14 protein-coding genes and 1 tRNA gene are annotated in these 18,847 nt (G+C 73.0%); 6 read left to right on the forward strand and 9 right to left on the reverse strand.

What is annotated here, in order from left to right; all coding sequences use genetic code 11:
• Positions 1 to 39 precede the first annotated feature (39 nt).
• From GQ466_RS21635 to GQ466_RS21650, 4 genes are all read right to left on the reverse strand, one after another.
• Positions 40 to 2,499 carry a S8 family serine peptidase gene (locus GQ466_RS21635; RefSeq protein ID WP_161104841.1) on the reverse strand — a complete coding sequence of 820 codons (2,460 nt, stop codon included), beginning with the start codon at positions 2,497 to 2,499 and terminating at the stop codon, positions 40 to 42.
• 128 nt (positions 2,500 to 2,627) lie between these two features.
• Complete coding sequence (locus GQ466_RS21640) at positions 2,628 to 4,313, reverse strand: solute symporter family protein (protein WP_237418267.1); 1,686 nt, start codon at positions 4,311 to 4,313, stop codon at positions 2,628 to 2,630.
• Complete coding sequence (locus GQ466_RS21645; RefSeq protein ID WP_161104843.1) at positions 4,310 to 4,810, reverse strand: DUF485 domain-containing protein; 501 nt, start codon at positions 4,808 to 4,810, stop codon at positions 4,310 to 4,312. Before GQ466_RS21645 ends, GQ466_RS21640 begins: the two co-directional genes overlap by 4 nt.
• Positions 4,811 to 5,147: 337 nt before the next feature.
• Positions 5,148 to 6,296 (reverse strand): hypothetical protein, encoded by a 1,149-nt coding sequence (locus GQ466_RS21650; protein WP_161104844.1) that lies wholly within the window; start codon positions 6,294 to 6,296, stop codon positions 5,148 to 5,150.
• 122 nt (positions 6,297 to 6,418) lie between these two features.
• Here GQ466_RS21650 and GQ466_RS21655 point away from each other — a divergent pair.
• Positions 6,419 to 6,492: transfer RNA gene (locus tag GQ466_RS21655), tRNA-Thr, on the forward strand.
• Here the strand turns inward: GQ466_RS21655 and GQ466_RS21660 are convergent.
• The gene (locus GQ466_RS21660; RefSeq protein WP_161104845.1) at positions 6,492 to 6,665 is read right to left on the reverse strand and encodes a hypothetical protein; all 174 of its coding nucleotides are present in this window, start codon (positions 6,663 to 6,665) and stop codon (positions 6,492 to 6,494) included. The genes GQ466_RS21655 and GQ466_RS21660 overlap by 1 nt on opposite strands.
• A 318-nt stretch (positions 6,666 to 6,983) precedes the next feature.
• The gene (locus GQ466_RS21665; RefSeq protein WP_161104846.1) at positions 6,984 to 7,478 is read right to left on the reverse strand and encodes a DinB family protein; all 495 of its coding nucleotides are present in this window, start codon (positions 7,476 to 7,478) and stop codon (positions 6,984 to 6,986) included.
• Between the two features lie 226 nt (positions 7,479 to 7,704).
• Here GQ466_RS21665 and GQ466_RS21670 point away from each other — a divergent pair, with 226 nt between their 5' ends.
• The 3 genes from GQ466_RS21670 (at position 7,705) to GQ466_RS21680 (ending at position 14,311) form a co-directional block, all read left to right on the forward strand.
• Positions 7,705 to 11,190 (forward strand): FG-GAP-like repeat-containing protein, encoded by a 3,486-nt coding sequence (locus GQ466_RS21670; RefSeq protein WP_161104847.1) that lies wholly within the window; start codon positions 7,705 to 7,707, stop codon positions 11,188 to 11,190.
• 222 nt (positions 11,191 to 11,412) lie between these two features.
• On the forward strand, positions 11,413 to 12,438 hold the full coding sequence (locus tag GQ466_RS21675) for an alpha/beta hydrolase (RefSeq protein WP_161104848.1): 1,026 nt from the start codon (positions 11,413 to 11,415) through the stop codon (positions 12,436 to 12,438).
• A gap of 4 nt (positions 12,439 to 12,442) precedes the next feature.
• Positions 12,443 to 14,311: a class I SAM-dependent methyltransferase gene (locus GQ466_RS21680; RefSeq protein ID WP_161104849.1), complete on the forward strand. Its 1,869-nt coding sequence runs from the start codon at positions 12,443 to 12,445 to the stop codon at positions 14,309 to 14,311.
• A gap of 62 nt (positions 14,312 to 14,373) precedes the next feature.
• On the opposite strand, the gene GQ466_RS21685 is transcribed toward GQ466_RS21680, so the two are convergent.
• The gene (locus tag GQ466_RS21685; RefSeq protein WP_161104850.1) at positions 14,374 to 15,333 is read right to left on the reverse strand and encodes a helix-turn-helix transcriptional regulator; all 960 of its coding nucleotides are present in this window, start codon (positions 15,331 to 15,333) and stop codon (positions 14,374 to 14,376) included.
• 105 nt (positions 15,334 to 15,438) lie between these two features.
• Between GQ466_RS21685 and GQ466_RS21690 the strand changes: the two genes are divergently transcribed.
• Positions 15,439 to 16,284, forward strand: a complete 846-nt coding sequence (locus GQ466_RS21690; RefSeq protein ID WP_161104851.1) for an SMP-30/gluconolactonase/LRE family protein — start codon at positions 15,439 to 15,441, stop codon at positions 16,282 to 16,284.
• Here the strand turns inward: GQ466_RS21690 and GQ466_RS21695 are convergent.
• Entirely contained in the window at positions 16,281 to 17,114 is an 834-nt protein-coding gene (locus tag GQ466_RS21695; RefSeq protein WP_337193574.1) for a sigma-70 family RNA polymerase sigma factor, read from the reverse strand. The genes GQ466_RS21690 and GQ466_RS21695 overlap by 4 nt on opposite strands.
• A 94-nt stretch (positions 17,115 to 17,208) precedes the next feature.
• Between GQ466_RS21695 and GQ466_RS21700 the strand changes: the two genes are divergently transcribed.
• The gene (locus GQ466_RS21700) at positions 17,209 to 18,012 is read left to right on the forward strand and encodes an SDR family oxidoreductase (RefSeq protein ID WP_161104852.1); all 804 of its coding nucleotides are present in this window, start codon (positions 17,209 to 17,211) and stop codon (positions 18,010 to 18,012) included.
• Here GQ466_RS21700 and GQ466_RS21705 read toward each other — a convergent pair.
• Complete coding sequence (locus tag GQ466_RS21705) at positions 17,959 to 18,825, reverse strand: aldo/keto reductase family oxidoreductase (RefSeq protein WP_161104853.1); 867 nt, start codon at positions 18,823 to 18,825, stop codon at positions 17,959 to 17,961. The genes GQ466_RS21700 and GQ466_RS21705 overlap by 54 nt on opposite strands.
• Between the last annotated feature and the right edge of the window lie 22 nt (positions 18,826 to 18,847).

Here is an 18,847-nt window from a genome sequence, read left to right on the forward strand (position 1 = left end):
CCCCCCGGCGGAGGCATCCGCGCTACGCCGCAGGACGTATCACCACCAGGGTGGGCGGTACTCGTCGTCCTGGTCGGCGTCCCTCGGGACGGACGCGCCCGGCGGCTCCTCCGGCGGCGTGGCCGGAACCGGACGCTCGGCGGGCTCGTCCTCGTCGTCCGCCAAGAACGGCTCACGCAACGCCCGCTGCCGGAACCGCTCCCACTCGTCGTCATCGAAGACGGGCCCGGTGTACTCGTCGTCGTCCTCACTACGCGCCCCGGACGCCTCGAAGGTCACATCGACCGGCGCCTTCTCACCGTCCCCCGGCGCAACAGGCCCACGCGACGCGAACAACTCGCCCGGCACACCTGCCCCGTGCGGCGCGCCAGACCCCGACGCGGGCGGAACGCCCGGCGCGGCAGGCTCACGCGGCGCGGGAGGTGCCGCCTCGCGCGGCGCGGAAGGATTGCGCGGCGCAGCAGGTCCGCGCGGCGCGGGCCGGACGCCCGGTTGAGTCGGTTCATGCGGCAGAGCCGCCTCATGCGAGGCGACGGACTCGCCCTGCGCGGTAGAACCGCGCGGCGGGGGCTGGACGTCCGGCGCAGCACGCCCGGATGGCGCGGGCGGGACTCCCGGCGGGGCGGCTTCATGCGGCACAGCCGCTTCACCGGAAGCGAGGGGGTCGCGCGGCGCGAAAGGCCCCGGTGGTGCGACAGAACCGCGCAGCCCAGGAGGCGCGCCCCGCCCGGACGGCGTGGAAAGGCCGGGCGGCTCGGGCGGGACGCCCGGTGAGGCCGGTTCGCGCGGCGCAGCCGTCTCATCCGACACAACAGGCTCGCGCGCCGCGAAAGGTCCGTGCGGGGCGGCAGAGCCGCGCGGCATGGGCGGTGCGCCCGGCGCAGCGGACTCGCGCGGCCCGAGCGGAGCGCCCGGCTGGGTCGGTTCGTGCGGCAGAGCCGCCTCGGCCGGGGCGGCAGGTTCGTGCGGTGTGGCAGGCCCATACGGCGGCGTAGTGGACTCGCGCGGCGTGGGCTCGGCGCCCGGGTGAGTCAGTTCAGGTGGCACGGGTGCCTCGTGTGAGGAGACGGGGTCGTGCGGCTTGAAAGGGTCGCGCGGTGCGGTGGAGCTGCGGGGTGTTGGTGGGGTGGGTTTGTGTGGCGTGGCCGCTTCGCCTGAGGTGGCGGGGGTGCGCGGGGTGGTGGGGTGGGGGGTTTGTTCGGCGGGGTCTTGGGGCATTGGGTGGTGGGGCGGGGTGGGGGGAACTGTTTCTGGGCGGCGGCGGCCTCGCCAGCCGAGCACCAGGCCGATCAGGACGAGCACTCCGCCGCCCACGAGGATGGCGCGGAGCAGGGGGGATGAGGCGGCGGAGGTTGTGGGCTTCGCGGACGTTGGGGACGTCGTCGGTGGGGGTGTGGCGACCTTGCCGCCGGAGGCTCGGTTCAGTTCGCCTGCGGCCTTGAGGGCGCGGGACGCGTCCAGGGGGCCTGCGCAGGTCGGCGAGCCCGTTGGCTGGCCGGGGCGGGCGGGGGAGCCCTCCACAAGGGCTTGCTTGATCTTGGGCGGGGTGAGGCTCGGGTAGCGCGAGCGGATCAGTGCCGCCACCCCGGCGACGATCGCCGAGGACGGGCTCGTCCCGCTGCCGACCACGTAGCCGCTGCCGGGGCCCGCGCTGACGATCTCCACTCCGGGGGCGCAGACTCCGACGTAGGGACGGTGGTTGCTGTCCTTCCAGAGGCGTCCGTGCTGGTCCAGCGCGCCGACGGCGATCACGCCGGGGTAGGCCGCGGGGAAGTTGCGGCGGTTGCCCGTCGCGCCGTCGTTCCCGGCGGACGCGATCAGCACCACGTTCCGGCTCAGCGCGTACTTGATCGCGCTCTCCTCGGCCCGGCTGCCGTTGCCGTAGAGCTGCCCGCCGCCGAGCGACATGTTCACGACCTGCGCGCCGTGGTCCACCGCGTACCGGATGCCCTGGGCGACGGTGTCGCGGCTGAGGCCGGAGCGGCCCGCGCGGCGCACCGGGTCGTCGTTCTCCCACGTCACCCGGATCGAGAGGATCTTGCTGAGCGGGGCGACGCCGATGACGCCGCGCCGTCCGTCCGCGCCGTTGCCGTGGCCGGCGATGATGCTGGCCATCGACGTCCCGTGCTGGCCCCAGTAGCGGCTGCCGGGACGGCGTTTGCCGCCCGTCAGGTCCGGGCCGCTGAGGACGCGTCCGGCGAGGTCGGGATGGCGGCCGTCCACGCCGGTGTCCAGGACGGCGACCGTCACGCCCGCGCCGCGCGCGTACCGCCAGGCGCGGGCCGCGCGGATCGTCGTGAGGTGCCATTCGCGGGCGCGGATCTGGTCGGTGGGGGTCCGCAGCAGCGCCTTCCCGGCGGCGCCCTCGATGGAGCGGGACGCGCCCGTCCCGCCGCCCGGCCACAGCCCGACCGGGACGGCGACGGCGGCGGCCAGCGCCAGCGCGGTCAGCGCGCCGGTGACACGGGCCGGCGTCCGGCGACGACGCGCCTGGTCCACCGCCGCACCTCCTCCCCCGGCCGCGTTTCCGCGGGAGCCACCCACGGCGGGCACGGGGCATTCTTGCAGTTGCGTCCCGGCGGGAGCGACCCCCCTCCGCGCGGCCGGGCCGGGGAGGGGGACGCGCGTCAGACCGATCCGGCTCCCGTCAGGGCCCGGACGGACAGGTCGTCGTGGCGTTCCTCGTCCGGCTCCTCGTCGCTGAGCAGCGTCCCGAGGACGGCGCACAGGAACCCGAACGGAATGGACACCAGGCCCGGGTTCTCCATCGGGAAGATGTGGAAGTCCACCCCGGCGGGGAACAGGGACTGGCTCGCGCCCGTCACCGGGTCGATCTTCCCGGACACGACCGGCGAGAAGAACACGAGCACCAGCGAGCTGACCAGCCCGCCGTAGATCCCGGCGACGACGCCGCGCGTGTTGAACCGCCGCCAGAACAGCGACAGCGTGATCGCGGGCAGGTTCGCCGCCGCGGCCATCGCGAACGCCAGCGCGACGAGGAACGCCACGTTGAGGTTCTTGGCGATCACCGCGAGGACGATCGCGAGCGTCCCGATCACGAGCGCGGCGAACCGGGCGACCGCGACCTCCTGCGACTCGCGCGGCCGTCCGAGCATCAGCACGTGCCCGAAGAAGTCGTGCGCCAGGGACGTGGACGACGCCAGCACCAGCCCCGACACGACCGCGAGGATCGTCGCGAACGCGACCGCCGCGATGAACGCGAGCAGCAGGTCGCCGCCGAGGTCGCCCCAGAAGTGCTGGCCGATGGCCCGGGCGAGCTGCGGCGCGGCGGTGTTGCCCGCCGGGTCCTGCGCGACGATCGCGTCGTGCCCGACCAGCGCGGTCGCGCCGAAGCCGAGCGCGATCGTCATCAGGTAGAAGACGCCGACCAGGCCGATCGCCCAGTTGACGGACGTGCGCGCCGCCCGCGCGTCCGGGACGGTGAAGAACCGCGTGACGATGTGCGGCAGCCCGGCCGTCCCGAGGATCAGCGCGAGCGCGAGGCTGATCAGGTCGAGCTTGTTGACGATCGTCTGCCCGGGATCGCCCGGAACGTCCTGCGCGTACTTCAGGCCGGGCCGCAGGAACGCGTCGCCGTGCCCGCTGCTGTGCGCCGCCGAGCCGAGCAGCGTGGACGGGTCGAACCCGAACCGGGCGAGGACGAGCAGGCTCAGCACGGCCGCGCCGCCGAGCAGCAGCACCGCCTTGATGATCTGCACCCAGGTGGTGGCCTTCATCCCGCCGAACATCACGTAGAAGATCATCAGCGCGCCGACCACGATGATCGTCATGACCTGCGCGGTGCCCGCGGACATGCCGAGGAACGTCTCGCCGGGCCGGATGCCGAGCAGCAGCGACACGAGCGCGCCCGCGCCGACCATCTGCGCCAGCAGGTAGAACACCGACACGGTGACGGTGGAGATCGCCGCCGCCGTCCGGACGGGCGGCTGCCGCATCCGGTAGGCGAGCACGTCCGCCATCGTGAACCGGCCCGCGTTGCGCATCAGCTCGACCAGCAGCAGCGTCAGCAGCCACGCCACGAGGAAGCCGACGGAGTACAGGAACCCGTCATAACCGGACAGCGCGATCAGGCCCGCGATGCCGAGGAACGACGCCGCCGACATGTAGTCGCCCGCGAGCGCGATGCCGTTCTGCGGGCCGGAGAAGACGCGTCCGCCCGCGTAGAAGTCCGTCGCGCCGCGGGTGTTGGCGCGCGCCCACAGGGTGATGCCGAGGGTGATGCCGATGAACGCCAGGAACATCAGGAACGTCAGGGCGCGTCCGCTCATCGGCCCGGCCGCCGCCGCGATCATCGGAGCCACCCCGGGTCGGTGCGGATCGGGCCGGTCCAGCCGCCGTCGCGGGCGCGCTGCTGGTCGGGCGCGGTGCGGCGGGCGCGCTGCTCGGGGATCCCGTCCGGGACGGGCCGGCGGGCCAGGCCGGCGGCGGGCTCGCGGCCCTTGGCGTGCCGTCCGCCGCGCGGCGCCACCCGCCGGTCGCCGGGGTCGACGCCGAGCGGCGCGACGTCGGCGGACTCGGCCTCGCGGCGCAGCTCGGCGGCCAGCGGGTCCAGAGCGCGGCGCGCGTAGGCGGTGTACCACCAGGCCAGCGCGAACGTCGAGACGAACTGGAGGATGCCGAGGACGAGCGCGACGTTGACGTCCCCGACCACCTTGCCCGCCATGAAGCCGCGGGCGAACGCCGACAGCAGCACGTAGAGCAGGTACCAGCCGAGGAACGTCCCGACGATCGTCAGGGCGTGACGGCGGTACCTGCGCCGCAACGCCCGGAACCGCTCGTCGTCCGCCATGGCGGCGAACCGCGTCCCCGGCCGTTGCCGGACCGCCCGGCCGCCGCTCCGGCGCTCCGGTGGCCGCGAGTCCCAGACCATCCGACCCTCCAACCTCGTGATGACACTGTGTAGCGATGACGTCACTATGAGATCAAAGAATGATGGGGGATAGCGGCCGGTTCACGAGAATGGGAGAAAAAGAGGCCACGGCAAGGTCAACTCGTCGCGTCGGTACCGGGACCAAGCGGGACGAAATGCGTTCTTTTCCGGCCTCCGCCGATGAACCCTATGCGCCACGGTCCGCACACGCGCCCTGTCCCGGGCGCGCCGAAACCACCGCGCCCGGGTGACCGAATCATGGCGCGGGGGTGCCGCCGATGTCCGGGCCGCCGGGCCAGAGCGTGCGCAGCGCACGCGGCGTGAGAGGGCGCTGGTAGGCGGCTTTCAGGACGTTGTTCCGGCTCTCTTCGTTCGCTTCGGCCAGGTGGGCGAACCATTCCATTCCCGCCGGATACACCCAAAGGTAGGAGCGAAGCTGCGGATTGTCGCGACGGTCGCGAATGACGTTTCGTCCGGCTTTTCCGTCCCACCAGGGGAGGCGGGCGCGCATGCCGTCGGCGACGTCGTCAATGGACATTCCTGAATTGACCTGCACATGCGCCCTGGCCCTGACGAGCTGCACATAATGATCGAACCGGACGCGGGCGACGAGCGGCGCGTCGTCCGGCAGCAGGAACAGCGGCCACGCCTGCGCCAGGCCCTCCAGCGTCACCTGGTACAGCGCGTGCACCGACAGCAGGCGCACCCACGGGACGTCCTCGGTCCCGGCCCGCTCGGACAGGCTCGCGCTCTGCAGCCCGTGGCCGAGCACCTCGTGCAGCGCGAACTGCCGCGCGCCGACGCGGGTGAACTCGACCTGCGGCAGGTTGAGCCGCAGCCGGACGTCGCGGCCCGCGCCGTCGAGCCAGTACGCCCAGTACGCGTCGACGGCGACGGCCTCGATGCTCAGCCGGTAGTCGGCGGTGCTCCCGGTCGCGGCGCGGACGAGCGGCTCCAGCTCGGCGACGGCGTCGCGGATCGCGCCGGGGGCGGCCAGGACGTCCAGCGGTTCCTCCAGCGCGCGCAGCTCCCGGTGCGCGGCCGGGCCCCACGCGACGCCGACCTTCTCCAGCGCGCTCTCGGCCTGCCGCCGCACGGCGTCGAGGCGGTCGTCGTCCCAGCCGTGGGCGACGCAGCCCTGCGTCGCGCGGACGTAGGCGTCCAGCGGCGGCCGTTCGCCGTGCAGCGCGTCGAGGTAGGCGAGGTCGGCGTCGATGCGCTCGGCGACTTCGCCCTCGGCGTCGGCCCGCAGTGCTCGCAGCCGCCGCCGGACCTCGGCCCGGTCCAGCGGCGCCGCCCGCTCCCCCGGCCGGCAGTCGAAGTCGATCACCGGCTCGCCGCCGGAGGCCCGCTCGAACGCGTCCCACGCCCGCAGGACGCGCTCGGTCTCGTCCCGCACGCTCACATCCGCCACCCTATGACCGTCCCGCACCGGTGTTCCCGGCTTCGCGCCGCTCGTCACGCTCGCGCGCGTCGGGCCGGGCGACGGTATTGTGGGGCTGCCGGGTACTACGCACCCCCGGCCGCGCCCCTGTAGCTCAGTCGGCCAGAGCAGCTGTCTTGTAAACAGCAGGTCGCCGGTTCGAATCCGGCCGGGGGCTCACCCTCCGCCGGACGTCCGCCGCGCGGCCGGCGGACGCACCTTCCGGCCCCCCTGGAACGCGCCGTCCCCGGACCGCGCGACGCTCCGCCACTGGTCCAGCTCGGCGCGGCAGTCCGCGCGATGTTCCAGGTGGGACGGCTCGGGCCGGGTCTCGTCGGGACGGCCCGCCATGGCGACGAGTTCGTCGAGGCTCAGGTGAACGATGCGTCGGTCATGATCCGAGTCCCCCTTTCGGGCATCGAGCGGACGAGGGCGGCGCGTGCCGCGGACAGCTGGCTCATGACCGTCCCGACGGGGACGTCGAGCGCCCCTGCCCGGAGGAGGCGACACCTTCGAGCGCCGAAAAGATCCGCCGCACGCTCATGCCCAGGGAGGTGACACTGCCGAGCCCTGGCGAGGAACCGCCGCGCGGCCATGGCCGTAGAAGGTCACACCACCGGGCGCCGGCGGGGAACCGGTGCGCGGCCGTGCCCGGGGAGGGTGTGCGGGTCAGCCCATGGTCTTCGCTCCGTCGATCGACTCGCGGATGATGTCGGCGTGGCCCGCGTGCTGGGACGTCTCGGCCACCAGGTGGACGAGGACCCGGCGGGCCGAGCGGCGGGCGTTCGGCGGGAACCACGGCGCCTGCGGCAGCGGCTGGGACGCGCCGAGGTCCGGCAGGGAGCGGAAGACCTTCTCGGTTTCGGCGGCCACCTCGTCGTAGCGGGCCAGCTCGCCCGCCAGCGTCTCGCCGTCCAGGAGCCGGAAGTCGTCGGCCCAGGCGGCGGAGGCCTCCAGCGCGTCCGGCCCCGCGACGACGAAGCGGACCCATCTCTCCTCGGTGTTGGCGACGTGCTTGATGATCCCGCCGAGGCTCAGTTCGCTGGCCGTGGGGCGCAGGACGGCCTGCTCGTCGGTGATGTCGCGGACCGTCCGGCGCAGGAGGCCCCGGTGCACGGCCAGCGCGTCGAGGAGTTCGTCCAGCTCGGTCGTCTCGTTCGTCATGCCCGTCACTCTACGAGCCGCCTCTGACATTTTCCGGGCCCCGAATCTTGCCCTTGATCAGGGCTTTTGTCCCTTATCGGACGACCGCGCGCCCGGTTCGGCGTCCGGCGCGTGTGGGCGCGACAAGTAAGCACTTTCTGCTGTTTGTCACCGCAAGCCGTATCGCGAACGGCCGAAGGTGAGACATTCTCGTATCCGCATGATCGCCCCCTGGGACGGAGTCCGTATGCGGATGCGCTCGACCGGCGCCCTTCTGGTCGCCCTGGCCCTGCTCGGCCTGCCGGCCGCCGCCGCGGGAGGCGGGTACCCCGACGACCCGTCCTACGCCCCGCTGGAGGGCGGCGGCGCGTGCTCGAAGGTCGCCGGGAACGAACAGCACGGGTTGTACTCGTTCATGCCGCGCTGCACGCCGAACGCCAAGGACCCGGAGAACGCGTCCGGGATGTCGGTGGACAAGGCCTGGCGCGACTACACGACCGGGTCGCCGGCGGTGACGATCGCGTACGTCGAGGCGGGCGTCAACTGGCATGGCGACGATGTCGCCGAGCTGGCCGACAAGGTGTTCCTCAACACCGGGGAGCTGCCCAAGCCGCAGGGGTCGTCCACCTACGACAAGGACGGCGACGGCGCCGTCACGGCCGCCGACTACGCCCGCGACCCGCGCGTCAAGGACGCCAACCGCAACGGGCGCATCGACCCCGAGGACCTGATCGTCGCGTTCTCCAACGGCAAGGACGACGACAAGAACGGCTTCGTCGACGACATCTCCGGATGGGACTTCTACGACCGTCAGAACGACCCCGCGACGTACGACGCCACCTACGGGCACGCCAACGACCAGATGCGGAAGGCGGCGGCGCAGACCAACAACGCGACGGCGGGGGCGGGGGTCTGCCCGCGCTGCCGCGTCCTGCCGATCCGCGCGGGCCAGGAGGCCCTGGACCGGACGGACGACCTCGCGCAGGCCTGGCTGTACGCGGCGCACATGGGCGCGAAGGTGATCGTGAGCACGACGGCCGACCTCGGTTATTCGTCGTACATGCGGCAGACCGTCGAGAAGCTATGGCGCGAGGGCGTCGTGATGGTGGAGTCGAGCAACGACTTCGACTCCACCGATCACCAGGGCGGCATGTTCTGGCCGCACGTGGTTCCGGGGAACGGGCTGGTCGCCAACACGGCGGGCAGCATTCCGGACCCGATCGCCAACCCGCTGACGACCACGTACCGAACCCGCTCGGGCCAGACGTCGTTCGGCGCCAAGGCCATGTTCTCGGTGTCCACGCAGGGCGGTTCCACGTCGGAGTCCACACCGACGACCGGCGGTGTGTTCGGGCTGCTGCTGTCCTACGGGATCCAGATCGGGCATCCGCTGACCAACGAGGAAGCGATCCAGGTGCTGCGCGCGACGGCGTCCGACATCGACGACCCGTCGCTCGGCTGGCCGGGCAAACCGGGATGGGACCGGCAGTACGGGTACGGACGGCCCAACGTCGCCAAGGCGCTCGCGGCGATCAAGGCGGGCGCGGTGCCGCCCGTCGGGTCGATCACGAGCCCGGACTGGTACGCGCTGTACGACCCGTCCCGCACGGACAAGGTGGACGTCGCCGGGTACGTCGCCGCGCCGCGTTCCCCGAAGTACCGGTACGAACTCCAGTGGGCGCCGGGGATCGAGCCGGGCGAGAAGGCGTTCGCGACGGCCGGTTCGGGTTCGGGGACGGCGCCGCGCGACGGCAAACTCGGCACGCTGGACCTGTCAAAGGTCCCCGAGTCGGTGTGGAAGAAGGCGTACGGGCTGTCGTCGGACAAGGCGCTGTCGTCCACCGAGCAGTACACGGTGACGCTGCGGCTGCGCGTCTGGGACGCGGCGGGACGGATGTCGGAGGAACGGCGCGCCATCGCCGTCCACCACGACCCGGCGCTGCGGCCCGGGTTCCCGCTGAAGCTCGGGATCGGCAACGAGAGCCAGCCCGCGCTCGCCGACCTGACCGGCACCGGACGGCAGGCGATCGTGTACGGCGACGGCGACGGACGCGTCCACGCCCGTGACGAGCAGACCGGCCGCGAGCTGCCCGGCTGGCCCGTGACGACGCTGCCGACCGTCCCGCAGCACGCCTATCCGGGGATCGACCCGGGGCACGAGCCGATCGTCGCGCCGGTCGCCGTCGGGGACCTGTTCCACGACGGGCGGCAGGAGGTCGTCGTCACGAGCACGACCGGGCGCACCTACGCGTTCTCGGCGTCCGGGCGGCTGCTGCCGGGCTGGCCGAAGGCGCTGGACGCGGGCGTGTCCGCGCCGCCGATCCCCCGTCCCGCACTGCGCTACACGCGGCTGCCGGTGCGGGGCGCGACCGCGTCGCCGCTGCTCGCCGACCTGGACGGCGACGGACGGCTCGACGTCGTCCAGGCGGGCTGGGACGGACGGCTGCACGCCTGGCGGCCGGACGGCTCGACACTGCCCGGCTGGCCGGTGCGGGTGACGCTGGACGCGCCGCCGCCGTCCGGCTATGTCCGGATCAATGACCAGAAGCTGCCCGGCATGCCCGCCCTCGCGGACCTGGACGGCGACGGCAAGCCCGAGATCGTCGTCCGCTCGCAGTACTCCGACACCAAGGGGCCGGGCGAGCAGTTCTACGGCGCGAACTACGTGTTCGCCTACCACGCGTCCGGCGCGCCGGTGCGCGGCTGGCCCGTGCGGATGAACTCCACGCTGACGTTCTACGGGTCGGCGCAGGAGTTCATCACCGAGGGCGTCAACCAGCCCGCCGTCGCGGACGTGGACGGCGACGGGCGCGACGAGGTGGCGACCGGCCCGTCGTTCGGCCCGACCTACCTGATCTCGGGCGCCGGGAAGATCGTCAAGAACTACGGCCCGCTGGAGAACATCGCGGGGCAGTTGTCGCCGGGCGCGGTGCTCGGCGGCGCCCTCGGCCCGGACGTCCCGCTGTCGTTCACGACGTCCGGCGCGTTCGGCCGGTTCGGGCCGTTCGGCAGGCTCGGCTACAGCGAGGCCGGATCCGGCGCGCTGTCGCTGGTCGCGGCGCTGCTGTTCCCCGGCAGCGGGCAGGCGATCGGGAACTACCAGCGCGGCTACGACGCCGCGACGGCGCTGCCCGTCCTCGGCTTCCCGCAGGGACGGACGGGCCTCGGCTTCCTCGGCGCGCCGATCATCACCGACGTCACCGGCGACGGGAAGGCCGAGATCGTGGACGGCGGCGACACCTCGACGCTGCACGCGTTCGGCGGCTCGGGCCGTCAGGCGTCCGGCTTCCCGGCGTTCACCGGCGGCTGGACGCTATGGTCGCCGTCCGCCGGCGACCTGGACGGCGACGGCCGGACGGACCTGGTGACGACCACCCGCGAGGGCTACCTCTTCGCCTGGAAGACGTCAGGTAAGGCCGCCGCGAACACCGAGTGGTGGACCTACCACCACGACGAACGCCGGACGGGCCGCTACGGCGCCGACACCCGTGCCCCCGGCCCGCTGCGCAACGCGGTCCGCTCCGGCACGACACTGACCTTCACCGCGCCGGGCGACGACCTCTTCACCGGCCGCGTGACGTCCTACCGGATCACGGCGGCGGGACGCACGACGATCGTCCCGGCGACGACCGACCCGAACACGATCCAGCGTCTGACGGTCCCGGCAGGGCGGATAACCGTCCAGCCGGTGGACGACGCGAACAACTATGGCCCACCGCAGATTTTCACCTAGTCCATTGTCCTCCCAGCGCTTGCGACGCCCTTGCCCGGTATTTCTTGCGCGCTTCCTGCCAAATTGCCGCACGAGCGCTTGTCGTTCGGTGAGTCGGCCCTCGCGGTTTGTCAGGTGATCGACAAATCTGGGGTCGGAGAGACTCCGCGGGCGTCTGCCCGCGGCCCGTTCCGCGAATTACGCTGGCCCGCCGTATCGGGGGTCCGAACTCGGAAGGTGACGATGCGCTGCTCTTCTCGCGCTCTGCGCAGACTGGCGGGAGGCGCTCTTTCGCTCCTGCTCACGGCGGGCGTGCTGCCGGGCGTCGCCCGGCCGGCCGCCGCGGAGCAGACGGTTCCGGCCGATGACGGCGCGCGGATCAAGACGGAGACCTGGATCGATTCCCGGACCGTCGACCTCACCGTCGCGACGCCCGCCGTCGGGGACGACGAGATGATCCGCGTCATCGTGCCGCAGGGCTGGTCGCGGACGGCGTCCCGCACGTGGCCGGTCGTCTACGCCTACCAGGGCGGCAACGACGACTATCTGTCATGGGTGAAGGGCAGCCAGATCTCCGATCTCGCCTCGCAGTGGGGCGTGCTCGTGGTGATGCCGGCCGGCGGCAAGGGCGGCGGGTTCTCCGACTGGTGGAACTACGGCAGGGGCGGCACCCCGAAGTGGGAGACCTTCCACACCACCGAGGTCCTCCAGCTTCTGGAACGCAACTACCGGGCCGGGACGCGGCGGGCCGCGCTCGGCGTCTCCTCCGGCGGGCAGGGCGCCATCGCCTACGCCGCGCGGCATCGCGGAATGTTCGCCTACGCGGCGAGTTTCAGCGGTCTGCTCCACAGCTCCTCCCCGCCCATTCAGTGGACGCTGATGCTCCAGGGCGTCACGTTCGATTCCGACCCGTTCGCGGTCTGGGGCGTGCCCGGGTTCGACGACGCGAACTGGAAGGCCCACGACCCCTACGAACTGGCCGACAAGCTGCGCGGCACGCAGCTCTACATCTCCAGCGGGACGACCGGGCTGCCCGGCCCGCTGGACGACCCGTCCAAGACTCCTCTCGACTCCAACATCTACGGCGCGACCGGCGAGCTGATCGTCGGCAGCACCGCCAAGGACTTCGTCGCCCGGCTGCAGCGGCTCGGCATCCCGGCGACGACCCATCTGTACGGAGACGGCTGGCACAACTGGAACTACTGGCGCCGGGAGCTGACGACCGAATGGCCGCTGATGATGCAGGCCCTCGGCGCGGAAAAGGTGTGACCGCATGGATCTGAGGACCCGGTGGACGCCGGCGGCCGTCGCTCTCGGCCTCGTCGCGGACGGCGTGTGGCGCCGTTCGCGCGCGGCCCGGCTGAACGTCCTCCCGCCCCCCGCCCGAACCGATGACGCGCAGGCCGACGAGGACGCCGGGGACTTCCGGTTCGTCACCGCGGCCGGCGTCGACGTCGACCCCGCGACCCGCGCCGCCGCGCTCTCCCACGCGGCCCGCGAGGGGCTCGACGTGCTGGAACTCGTCCCGGCGGGCCTGGACACGGCCCGCGCGCTCGAACTCCTCCGACGGCTCGACCCCGCGTCCTACCGGGCCGCGCGGCTCGCGCGCGGCGAGACCGCCGGGCACGCCGTCGTCGTCCGCGCGGACGTGCTGCGCCGCGCCCGCGCGGACGACGTGCTCGACCGCCCGGACGGCCTGTCGCCCGCCGAGCTGGACGCCCTCGCCGTCAAGCTCAAGCGGCACGCTCCCACGACCACCGACGTCGCCGTCGCGCCGGACCTCGCGGCACGGCCGGCGGCGGCGTTCACCCCGCGCGACCGGCGCGCCGTCCTGCGGACGCGCTGGCACCTCGACCTCCCCACCCATCTGGCGACCGTGCTCGGCGGGTTCGCGGCGGCGGCGCTGTTCGCGGCGCGCCGGCCCGGGCCCGCGGCGGCGGTGCTCGCGGCGGCCTGCGCGCAGCCCTACCTCGCGACGGCGGGCACGCCGCTGCGTCCGCGCGACCGGGGCCGCTTCGCGCTGCTGCGCCCCGTCGCGGCCCCCGCGCGCTGGGCGCAGGTCGCCCTCGCGCGCGAGGAGCAGGACCCGGACCTCCCCCGCCTCCGCGCCCGGTACCAGAACGACCTCGCGCTCGGCGTGGAGCGCTTCCTCGAACCGCCCCGCACCGACTGTCCGTGGTGCGGTTCTCACTCTCCGCGTCCATACATCACCAGCCTCGACTACCAGCAGCGCAAGCCGGGGACGTTCCGGCTCGACCGCTGCACCTCCTGCGGACACGTCTTCCAGAACCCGCGCCTGAACGAGGCGGGCCTGGAGTTCTACTACCGGGACTACTACGACGGCATCGGCGAGGCGGAGGTCGAGCGCGGGTTCCAGCTCAGCGGCGAGCACTACCGGGCGCGAGCCGGGATGCTCCGGGGGCGCGCGGTCCCCCGGGCGTGGCTCGACGTGGGCGGCGGTCACGGCCACTTCTGCAACGCCGCCCGCGACATCTGGCCCGACACCCGCTTCGACGCCCTCGACTTCGGGTCGGGGATCATCGAGGCCGAGCGCCGCGGCTGGGTCGACCTCGCCCACTACGGCCAGTTCCGGGACCTGGCCGACAAGCTGGTCGGCTCCTACGACGTCGTCAGCATGCACCACTACCTGGAACACACCCTCGATCCGCTCGCCGAACTCGACGCGGCGGCCCGGGTGCTGCCCGCCGGAGGACATCTGCTCATCGAGGTGCCCGACCCCGAGTCGCCCGTCGCCCGGCTGGCAAAACGATGGTGGCACAACTGGTTCCAGCCGCAGCACCTCCACTTCATCCCTGTGGATAACCTCGTCGAGGCGCTGGCCGCGCGGGGCCTGCGGACGGTCGCCGTCGACCGCGGCACGGCGCACCAGCACATCGACCTGCTCATGGTCGTCATGCTGATGCTGAACCGCGTCGCGCCCGTCCATCCGGACCGGCCGTGGGCGCCGCCGGGCCGCCGCCTCCCGCGCGTCGCGGCGCGGGTCGCGCTCACGCTCGCCGGGACGCCGCTGATGGTGGCGGCGGGCACGGCGGACCAGCTCGCGCGGCCGTTCGTTCACCGCTTCGGCGGCGCGAACACCTACCGCGTGCTGGCCCGCAAGGAGGATGTCACCGGGGCATAAGGGCCTCACCGCGCGCCCGTCTTCGCCTCTCAGGCTGAGGACGGGCGCGCTCGTTTCGGCCGTTACGACCCGTCCGTCCCGGAGGCCCCGGCGTAGCGGTCGGCCATGCGCGCGCAGGCGGCGCGGAGTTCGGGCGGCCCGACGATCGTGAAAGCGGCGTCGAAGCGGCCGACGGCGGCGGCGAGGCCGGGCCACGACCACGAGCCGAGGACGAGCCGGCACCGGTCCGGCCCGAGTTCCTCGACGATTCCGTCCCGGACGAACGGCGACACCTCGGCGGCGGGCCGTTCGAGGATCACCTCGCCGGTGCAGGGCCAGCCGCCGGAACCGCCGGAGAACCGGTCCGCGACGAACGCGGCGACATTTCCGCCGGGCAGTTCGCGGGGACGGAACCGAGGCCCGGTCGGCACGCGCGGAACGATCCGGTCCACGCGGAAAGTGCGCCAGTCGTCCTTTTCGAGATCGAACGCCACGAGATACCAGCGTCCGCCCCACGTCACCAGATGATGGGGCTCGACACGACGCGGTTCGGACGCCGTCGCGTAGTCGAAGCGCAGCACCTCGCGGGCGTGGACGGCGGCGCTCAGCGCGACCAGCACACCGCTGTCGACCTGCGGTTCCGTCCCGGTCGCGGGCCGCGCGACGGCCGTGACCCGGACGGTGTCGACGCGGTGCCGCAGCCGCGCGGGCATCACCTGCCGGACGGTGGTCAGCGCCCGCGCCGCCGCCTCTTCCATTCCCGCCCCGGCCGTCGCGGCGATTTGCAGCGCGACGGCCAGCGCGACGGCCTGTTCGTCGTCGAAGAGCAGCGGCGGCAGATCGGCGCCGGCACCGAGCCGGTAACCGCCGTCCGGGCCTTTCACGGCCGCGATCGGATAACCCAGTTCCCGCAGCCGGTCGACGTCGCGGCGAACGGTGCGCGGGCTGACCTCCAGCCGTTCGGCCAGCAGGGCGCCCGGCCAGTCCCGGCGCGCCTGCAACAACGACAGCAGCGCCAGCAGCCGGGCGGAAGTCTTCGGCATGGCGTCCATTCTGCCCGGAGAAGAGGACAGCACCTGGCCGCCGACCCCGAGCGATGATTTTCGCCGGGCCGGACGGTCTGCACCGGTGTGGAAGGGAGATCCGTCATGGACGAGGTGAAGGTGCTGCTCGACGGGCGCGGACTGGTGGAGTCGCCGCGCTGGCACGAGGGCAGGCTGTATTTCTCGGACTGGTCGTCCGGCGAGGTCATCGCGGTCGACCTCGAAGGGAACAGCGAAGTGGTCGCGCGCGTCGATGCGCTGCCGCTCTGCACGGCGTGGCTGCCGGACGGCGATCTGCTCATCGTCTCGTCGCGCGAGGGAAAACTGCTGCGCCGCCGTTCCGACGGATCGCTCGGCGTCCACGCCGACCTGGGCGAACCCGGATGGAACGACATCGTCGTGGACGATCGCGGAAACGCCTACGTCAACCGCATCGGATTCGACCTGGCGACGGGCGAGCCGCCCAAACCGGGATTCGTCCACCTGGCCACGCCCGACGGCACGGTGCGCCGGGTCGCGGACGACATCGAGTTCCCCAACGGAATGGCGGTGACGGCCGACGGTTCCACCCTGATCGTCGCCGATTCCTACGGCCACCGGCTCGTCGCGTTCGACATCGAACCGGACGGCGGGCTCTCGGGTCGGCGCGTCTGGGCCGATCTCGGCGACGGCACCCCGGACGGCATCTGCGTCGACGCCGAAAACGCCGTCTGGTACGCCGACGTGCCGAATGAGCGCTGCGTCCGCGTGGCCGAGGGCGGCGCGGTCCTGCGGACGATCGAGCTGGACCGGGGCGGTTTCGCCTGCGTTCTCGGCGGCCCCGAGAAAAGGACGCTGTTCATCGTGGCCGCGCAATGGGCGGGCTTTTCCGGCCCGTCCGGTCCCGTCCCGCCGGGCACCGGGCAGGTCCTCGCGGTCGAGGTGGACGTACCGGGCGCGGGCCGTCCCTAGCCGAGGCGCGCCGGGTCGGCGAGGACGTCGATCGCGACGATCCGGCCGCCGACCACCGTGAACGCCATGATCGAGAGCAGGCGCCCGTCCCGGACGACCGTCACGCCCGCCGCGCCGTTGACCAGCGCCGGACGCGCGTACGGGCCGAACTGACCGAACAGCACCGCCTGCCCGGCCACGTCGCGGGCGCCCCGGACCGTCACCGTGAGCCCGGCGCGCGCCGCGCCGCCGTCGGACCGCAGCACGACGCCCGGGTCGAGCACGGCGACGAGCGCGTCGAGGTCCCCGGCGCGGGCGGCGGCGAAGAACCCGTCCACGACCTCCCGCTGGACGGCGATGGAACGGTCCGGCGCGGGCGCCCGGTCGCGCACGCGGCGCCGCGCCCGGCTCGCGAGCTGCCGCGTCGCGGCCGGGGTCCGCTCGATCATCGGGGCGATGTCCTCGAACGGCACCGCGAACATGTCGTGCAGCACGAACGCGACCCGCTCGGGCGGCGCCAGGGTTTCGAGCACGACCATCAGCGCGAGGCCGACCGCGTCCGTCAGCAGGGCCTCGTGCTCGGGGTCGGGCCCGGACGCGGCGTCCACGATCGGGTCCGGGATCCGCAGGTCGTAGGGCTCCTCACCACGCCGTTCCCGCGTACGCAGCACGTCCAGGCACACCCGGGTGACGACGGTCGTCAGCCAGGCGCCGAGGTTTTCCACAGCCGCGACGTCCGCGTGCCGGAACCGCAGCCACGTCTCCTGGACCGCGTCGTCGGCGTCGCTCAGCGACCCCAGGACGCGGTAGGCGACCGCGCGCAGACGCGGCCGGTGCTCCTCGAAGCCCACGCTGTCACATTCCTCTCGCCCCGGACGTCGACACGGTAGACCCACCCCGGACGGGCGGTGGGCGCCGGGGCGGACCCGGCGGGAGAGGAGCATCATGACGGCACCCATCCTGGTCACCGGCGGCACCGGCACGCTCGGGCGGCGCGTCGTCCCGCTGCTGCGGGCGGCCGGACGCGACGTGCGCGTGCTCAGCCGCCGCGACCGCGCACCCGAGCCCGGTGTGACGTACGTCACCGGCGATCTGCGGGCGGACGAGGGCGTCGAGCGGGCGGTGGACGGCGTACGGACGATCCTGCACCTGGCGGGCGGGCCGAAGGGCGACGACGAGGCCGCGCGTCATCTCGTCCGCGCCGCCGCCCGCGCCGACGTCCGACACATCGTGCACATCTCGGTCATCGGCGCGGACGCGGTCCCGCTCGGCTTCCTCCGCGCGAAGCTGGCCGCCGAGCAGGCGATCGCCGGTTCGGGCGTGCCGTTCACGGTGCTGCGCGCGGCGCAGTTCCACGAGTTCGTCCTCGGACTGGCCGAGAAGCTGGCCGCGCTGCCGGTCGTGCCGGTGCCGGGGATGCGCGTCCAGCCCGTCGACGCGCGGGACGTCGCCGGCCGGCTGGTCGACCTGGCGCTCGCGGAACCGGCCGGGCGCGTGCCGGACCTCGCCGGGCCGCGCGAGTACGAACTGAAGGACGTCGTCCGGTCGTACCTGGCGGCCCGGGGGCGGCGCCGCCCGCTGGTGGGGGTTCGCATTCCGGGCAAGGCGGGCCGTTCGTACCGCGCGGGCGCGAACCTGACGCTCGACGGCACGCGCGGAACCCGCACCTGGGAGGACTTCCTGGCCGAGCGGACGTCAGCCGGCGAGGGCGTCCAGCCGCGCGAGCTCGTCCGGCGGCAGGGCGAGTGACGCGCCGGCGACGTTCTCGCGCAGATGCGCGATGGACGAGGTGCCCGGAATGAGCAGGATGTTCGGTGCGCGGTGGAGCAGCCAGGCCAGCGCCACCGCCATCGGCGTCGCGTCCAGGCGGCGGGCGACGGCGGACAGCTCGTCCGACTGGAGCGGCGAGAAGCCGCCGAGCGGAAAGAACGGCACATAGGCGACGCCCTGGGCGGCCAGGGCGTCGATGAGGTCGTCGTCGTGCCGGTGCACGAGGTTGTAGAAGTTCTGGACGCATACGACCGGCGCGATCGTCTGCGCCTCGGCGACCTGCTCCGGCAGGACGTTGCTCACGCCGAGATGCCGGATCAGCCCCTTGTCCTGCAACGACGCGAGGACGGAGAACGGCTCGGCGATCGACCCGGGCACGGGCTCGTCCACACCTCCGACGCGCAGGTTGACGATGTCGAGCGCGTCCAGCCCGAGACGGTCCAGGTTGTCGTGGACGGCCTGGACGAGCTGCTCGGGCGCCAGCGCCTGCGGCCAGTTGCCCGCCTCGTCCCGCAGCGCCCCGACCTTCGTGACGATGTGCAGATCGTCCGGATACGGGTGCAACGCCTCCTTGATGATCTCGTTGGTGACGTGCGGCCCGTAGAAGTCGGCGGTGTCGATGTGCGTGACGCCGAGCGCGACGGCCTCGCGCAGCACCGCGACCGCCGCGTCCCGGTCGGCGGGCGGGCCGAAAACGTGCGGCCCGGCCAATTGCATCGCGCCGTACCCCATTCGGGTGACCGTGAGGTCATCGGCGAGCATGAACGTCCCGCCGGGAAGTGCGGTGGCCATGGGGAAACCTTTCGCTGCGTGC

The sequence above is a fragment of the Actinomadura rayongensis genome (assembly GCF_009831215.1).
GTDB lineage: Bacteria > Actinomycetota > Actinomycetes > Streptosporangiales > Streptosporangiaceae > Spirillospora > Spirillospora rayongensis.

Coding starts and splice junctions, on each gene's coding strand:
- GQ466_RS21640 (WP_237418267.1), bottom strand. CDS start 4,313: ATGATCGCGGCGGCGGCCGGGCCGATGAGCGGACGCGCCCTGACGTTC.
- GQ466_RS21645 (WP_161104843.1), bottom strand. CDS start 4,810: ATGGCGGACGACGAGCGGTTCCGGGCGTTGCGGCGCAGGTACCGCCGT.
- GQ466_RS21660 (WP_161104845.1), bottom strand. CDS start 6,665: ATGGCGGGCCGTCCCGACGAGACCCGGCCCGAGCCGTCCCACCTGGAA.
- GQ466_RS21665 (WP_161104846.1), bottom strand. CDS start 7,478: ATGACGAACGAGACGACCGAGCTGGACGAACTCCTCGACGCGCTGGCC.
- GQ466_RS21670 (WP_161104847.1), top strand. CDS start 7,705: ATGCGGATGCGCTCGACCGGCGCCCTTCTGGTCGCCCTGGCCCTGCTC.
- GQ466_RS21675 (WP_161104848.1), top strand. CDS start 11,413: ATGCGCTGCTCTTCTCGCGCTCTGCGCAGACTGGCGGGAGGCGCTCTT.
- GQ466_RS21680 (WP_161104849.1), top strand. CDS start 12,443: ATGGATCTGAGGACCCGGTGGACGCCGGCGGCCGTCGCTCTCGGCCTC.
- GQ466_RS21685 (WP_161104850.1), bottom strand. CDS start 15,333: ATGCCGAAGACTTCCGCCCGGCTGCTGGCGCTGCTGTCGTTGTTGCAG.
- GQ466_RS21690 (WP_161104851.1), top strand. CDS start 15,439: ATGGACGAGGTGAAGGTGCTGCTCGACGGGCGCGGACTGGTGGAGTCG.
- GQ466_RS21700 (WP_161104852.1), top strand. CDS start 17,209: ATGACGGCACCCATCCTGGTCACCGGCGGCACCGGCACGCTCGGGCGG.
- GQ466_RS21705 (WP_161104853.1), bottom strand. CDS start 18,825: ATGGCCACCGCACTTCCCGGCGGGACGTTCATGCTCGCCGATGACCTC.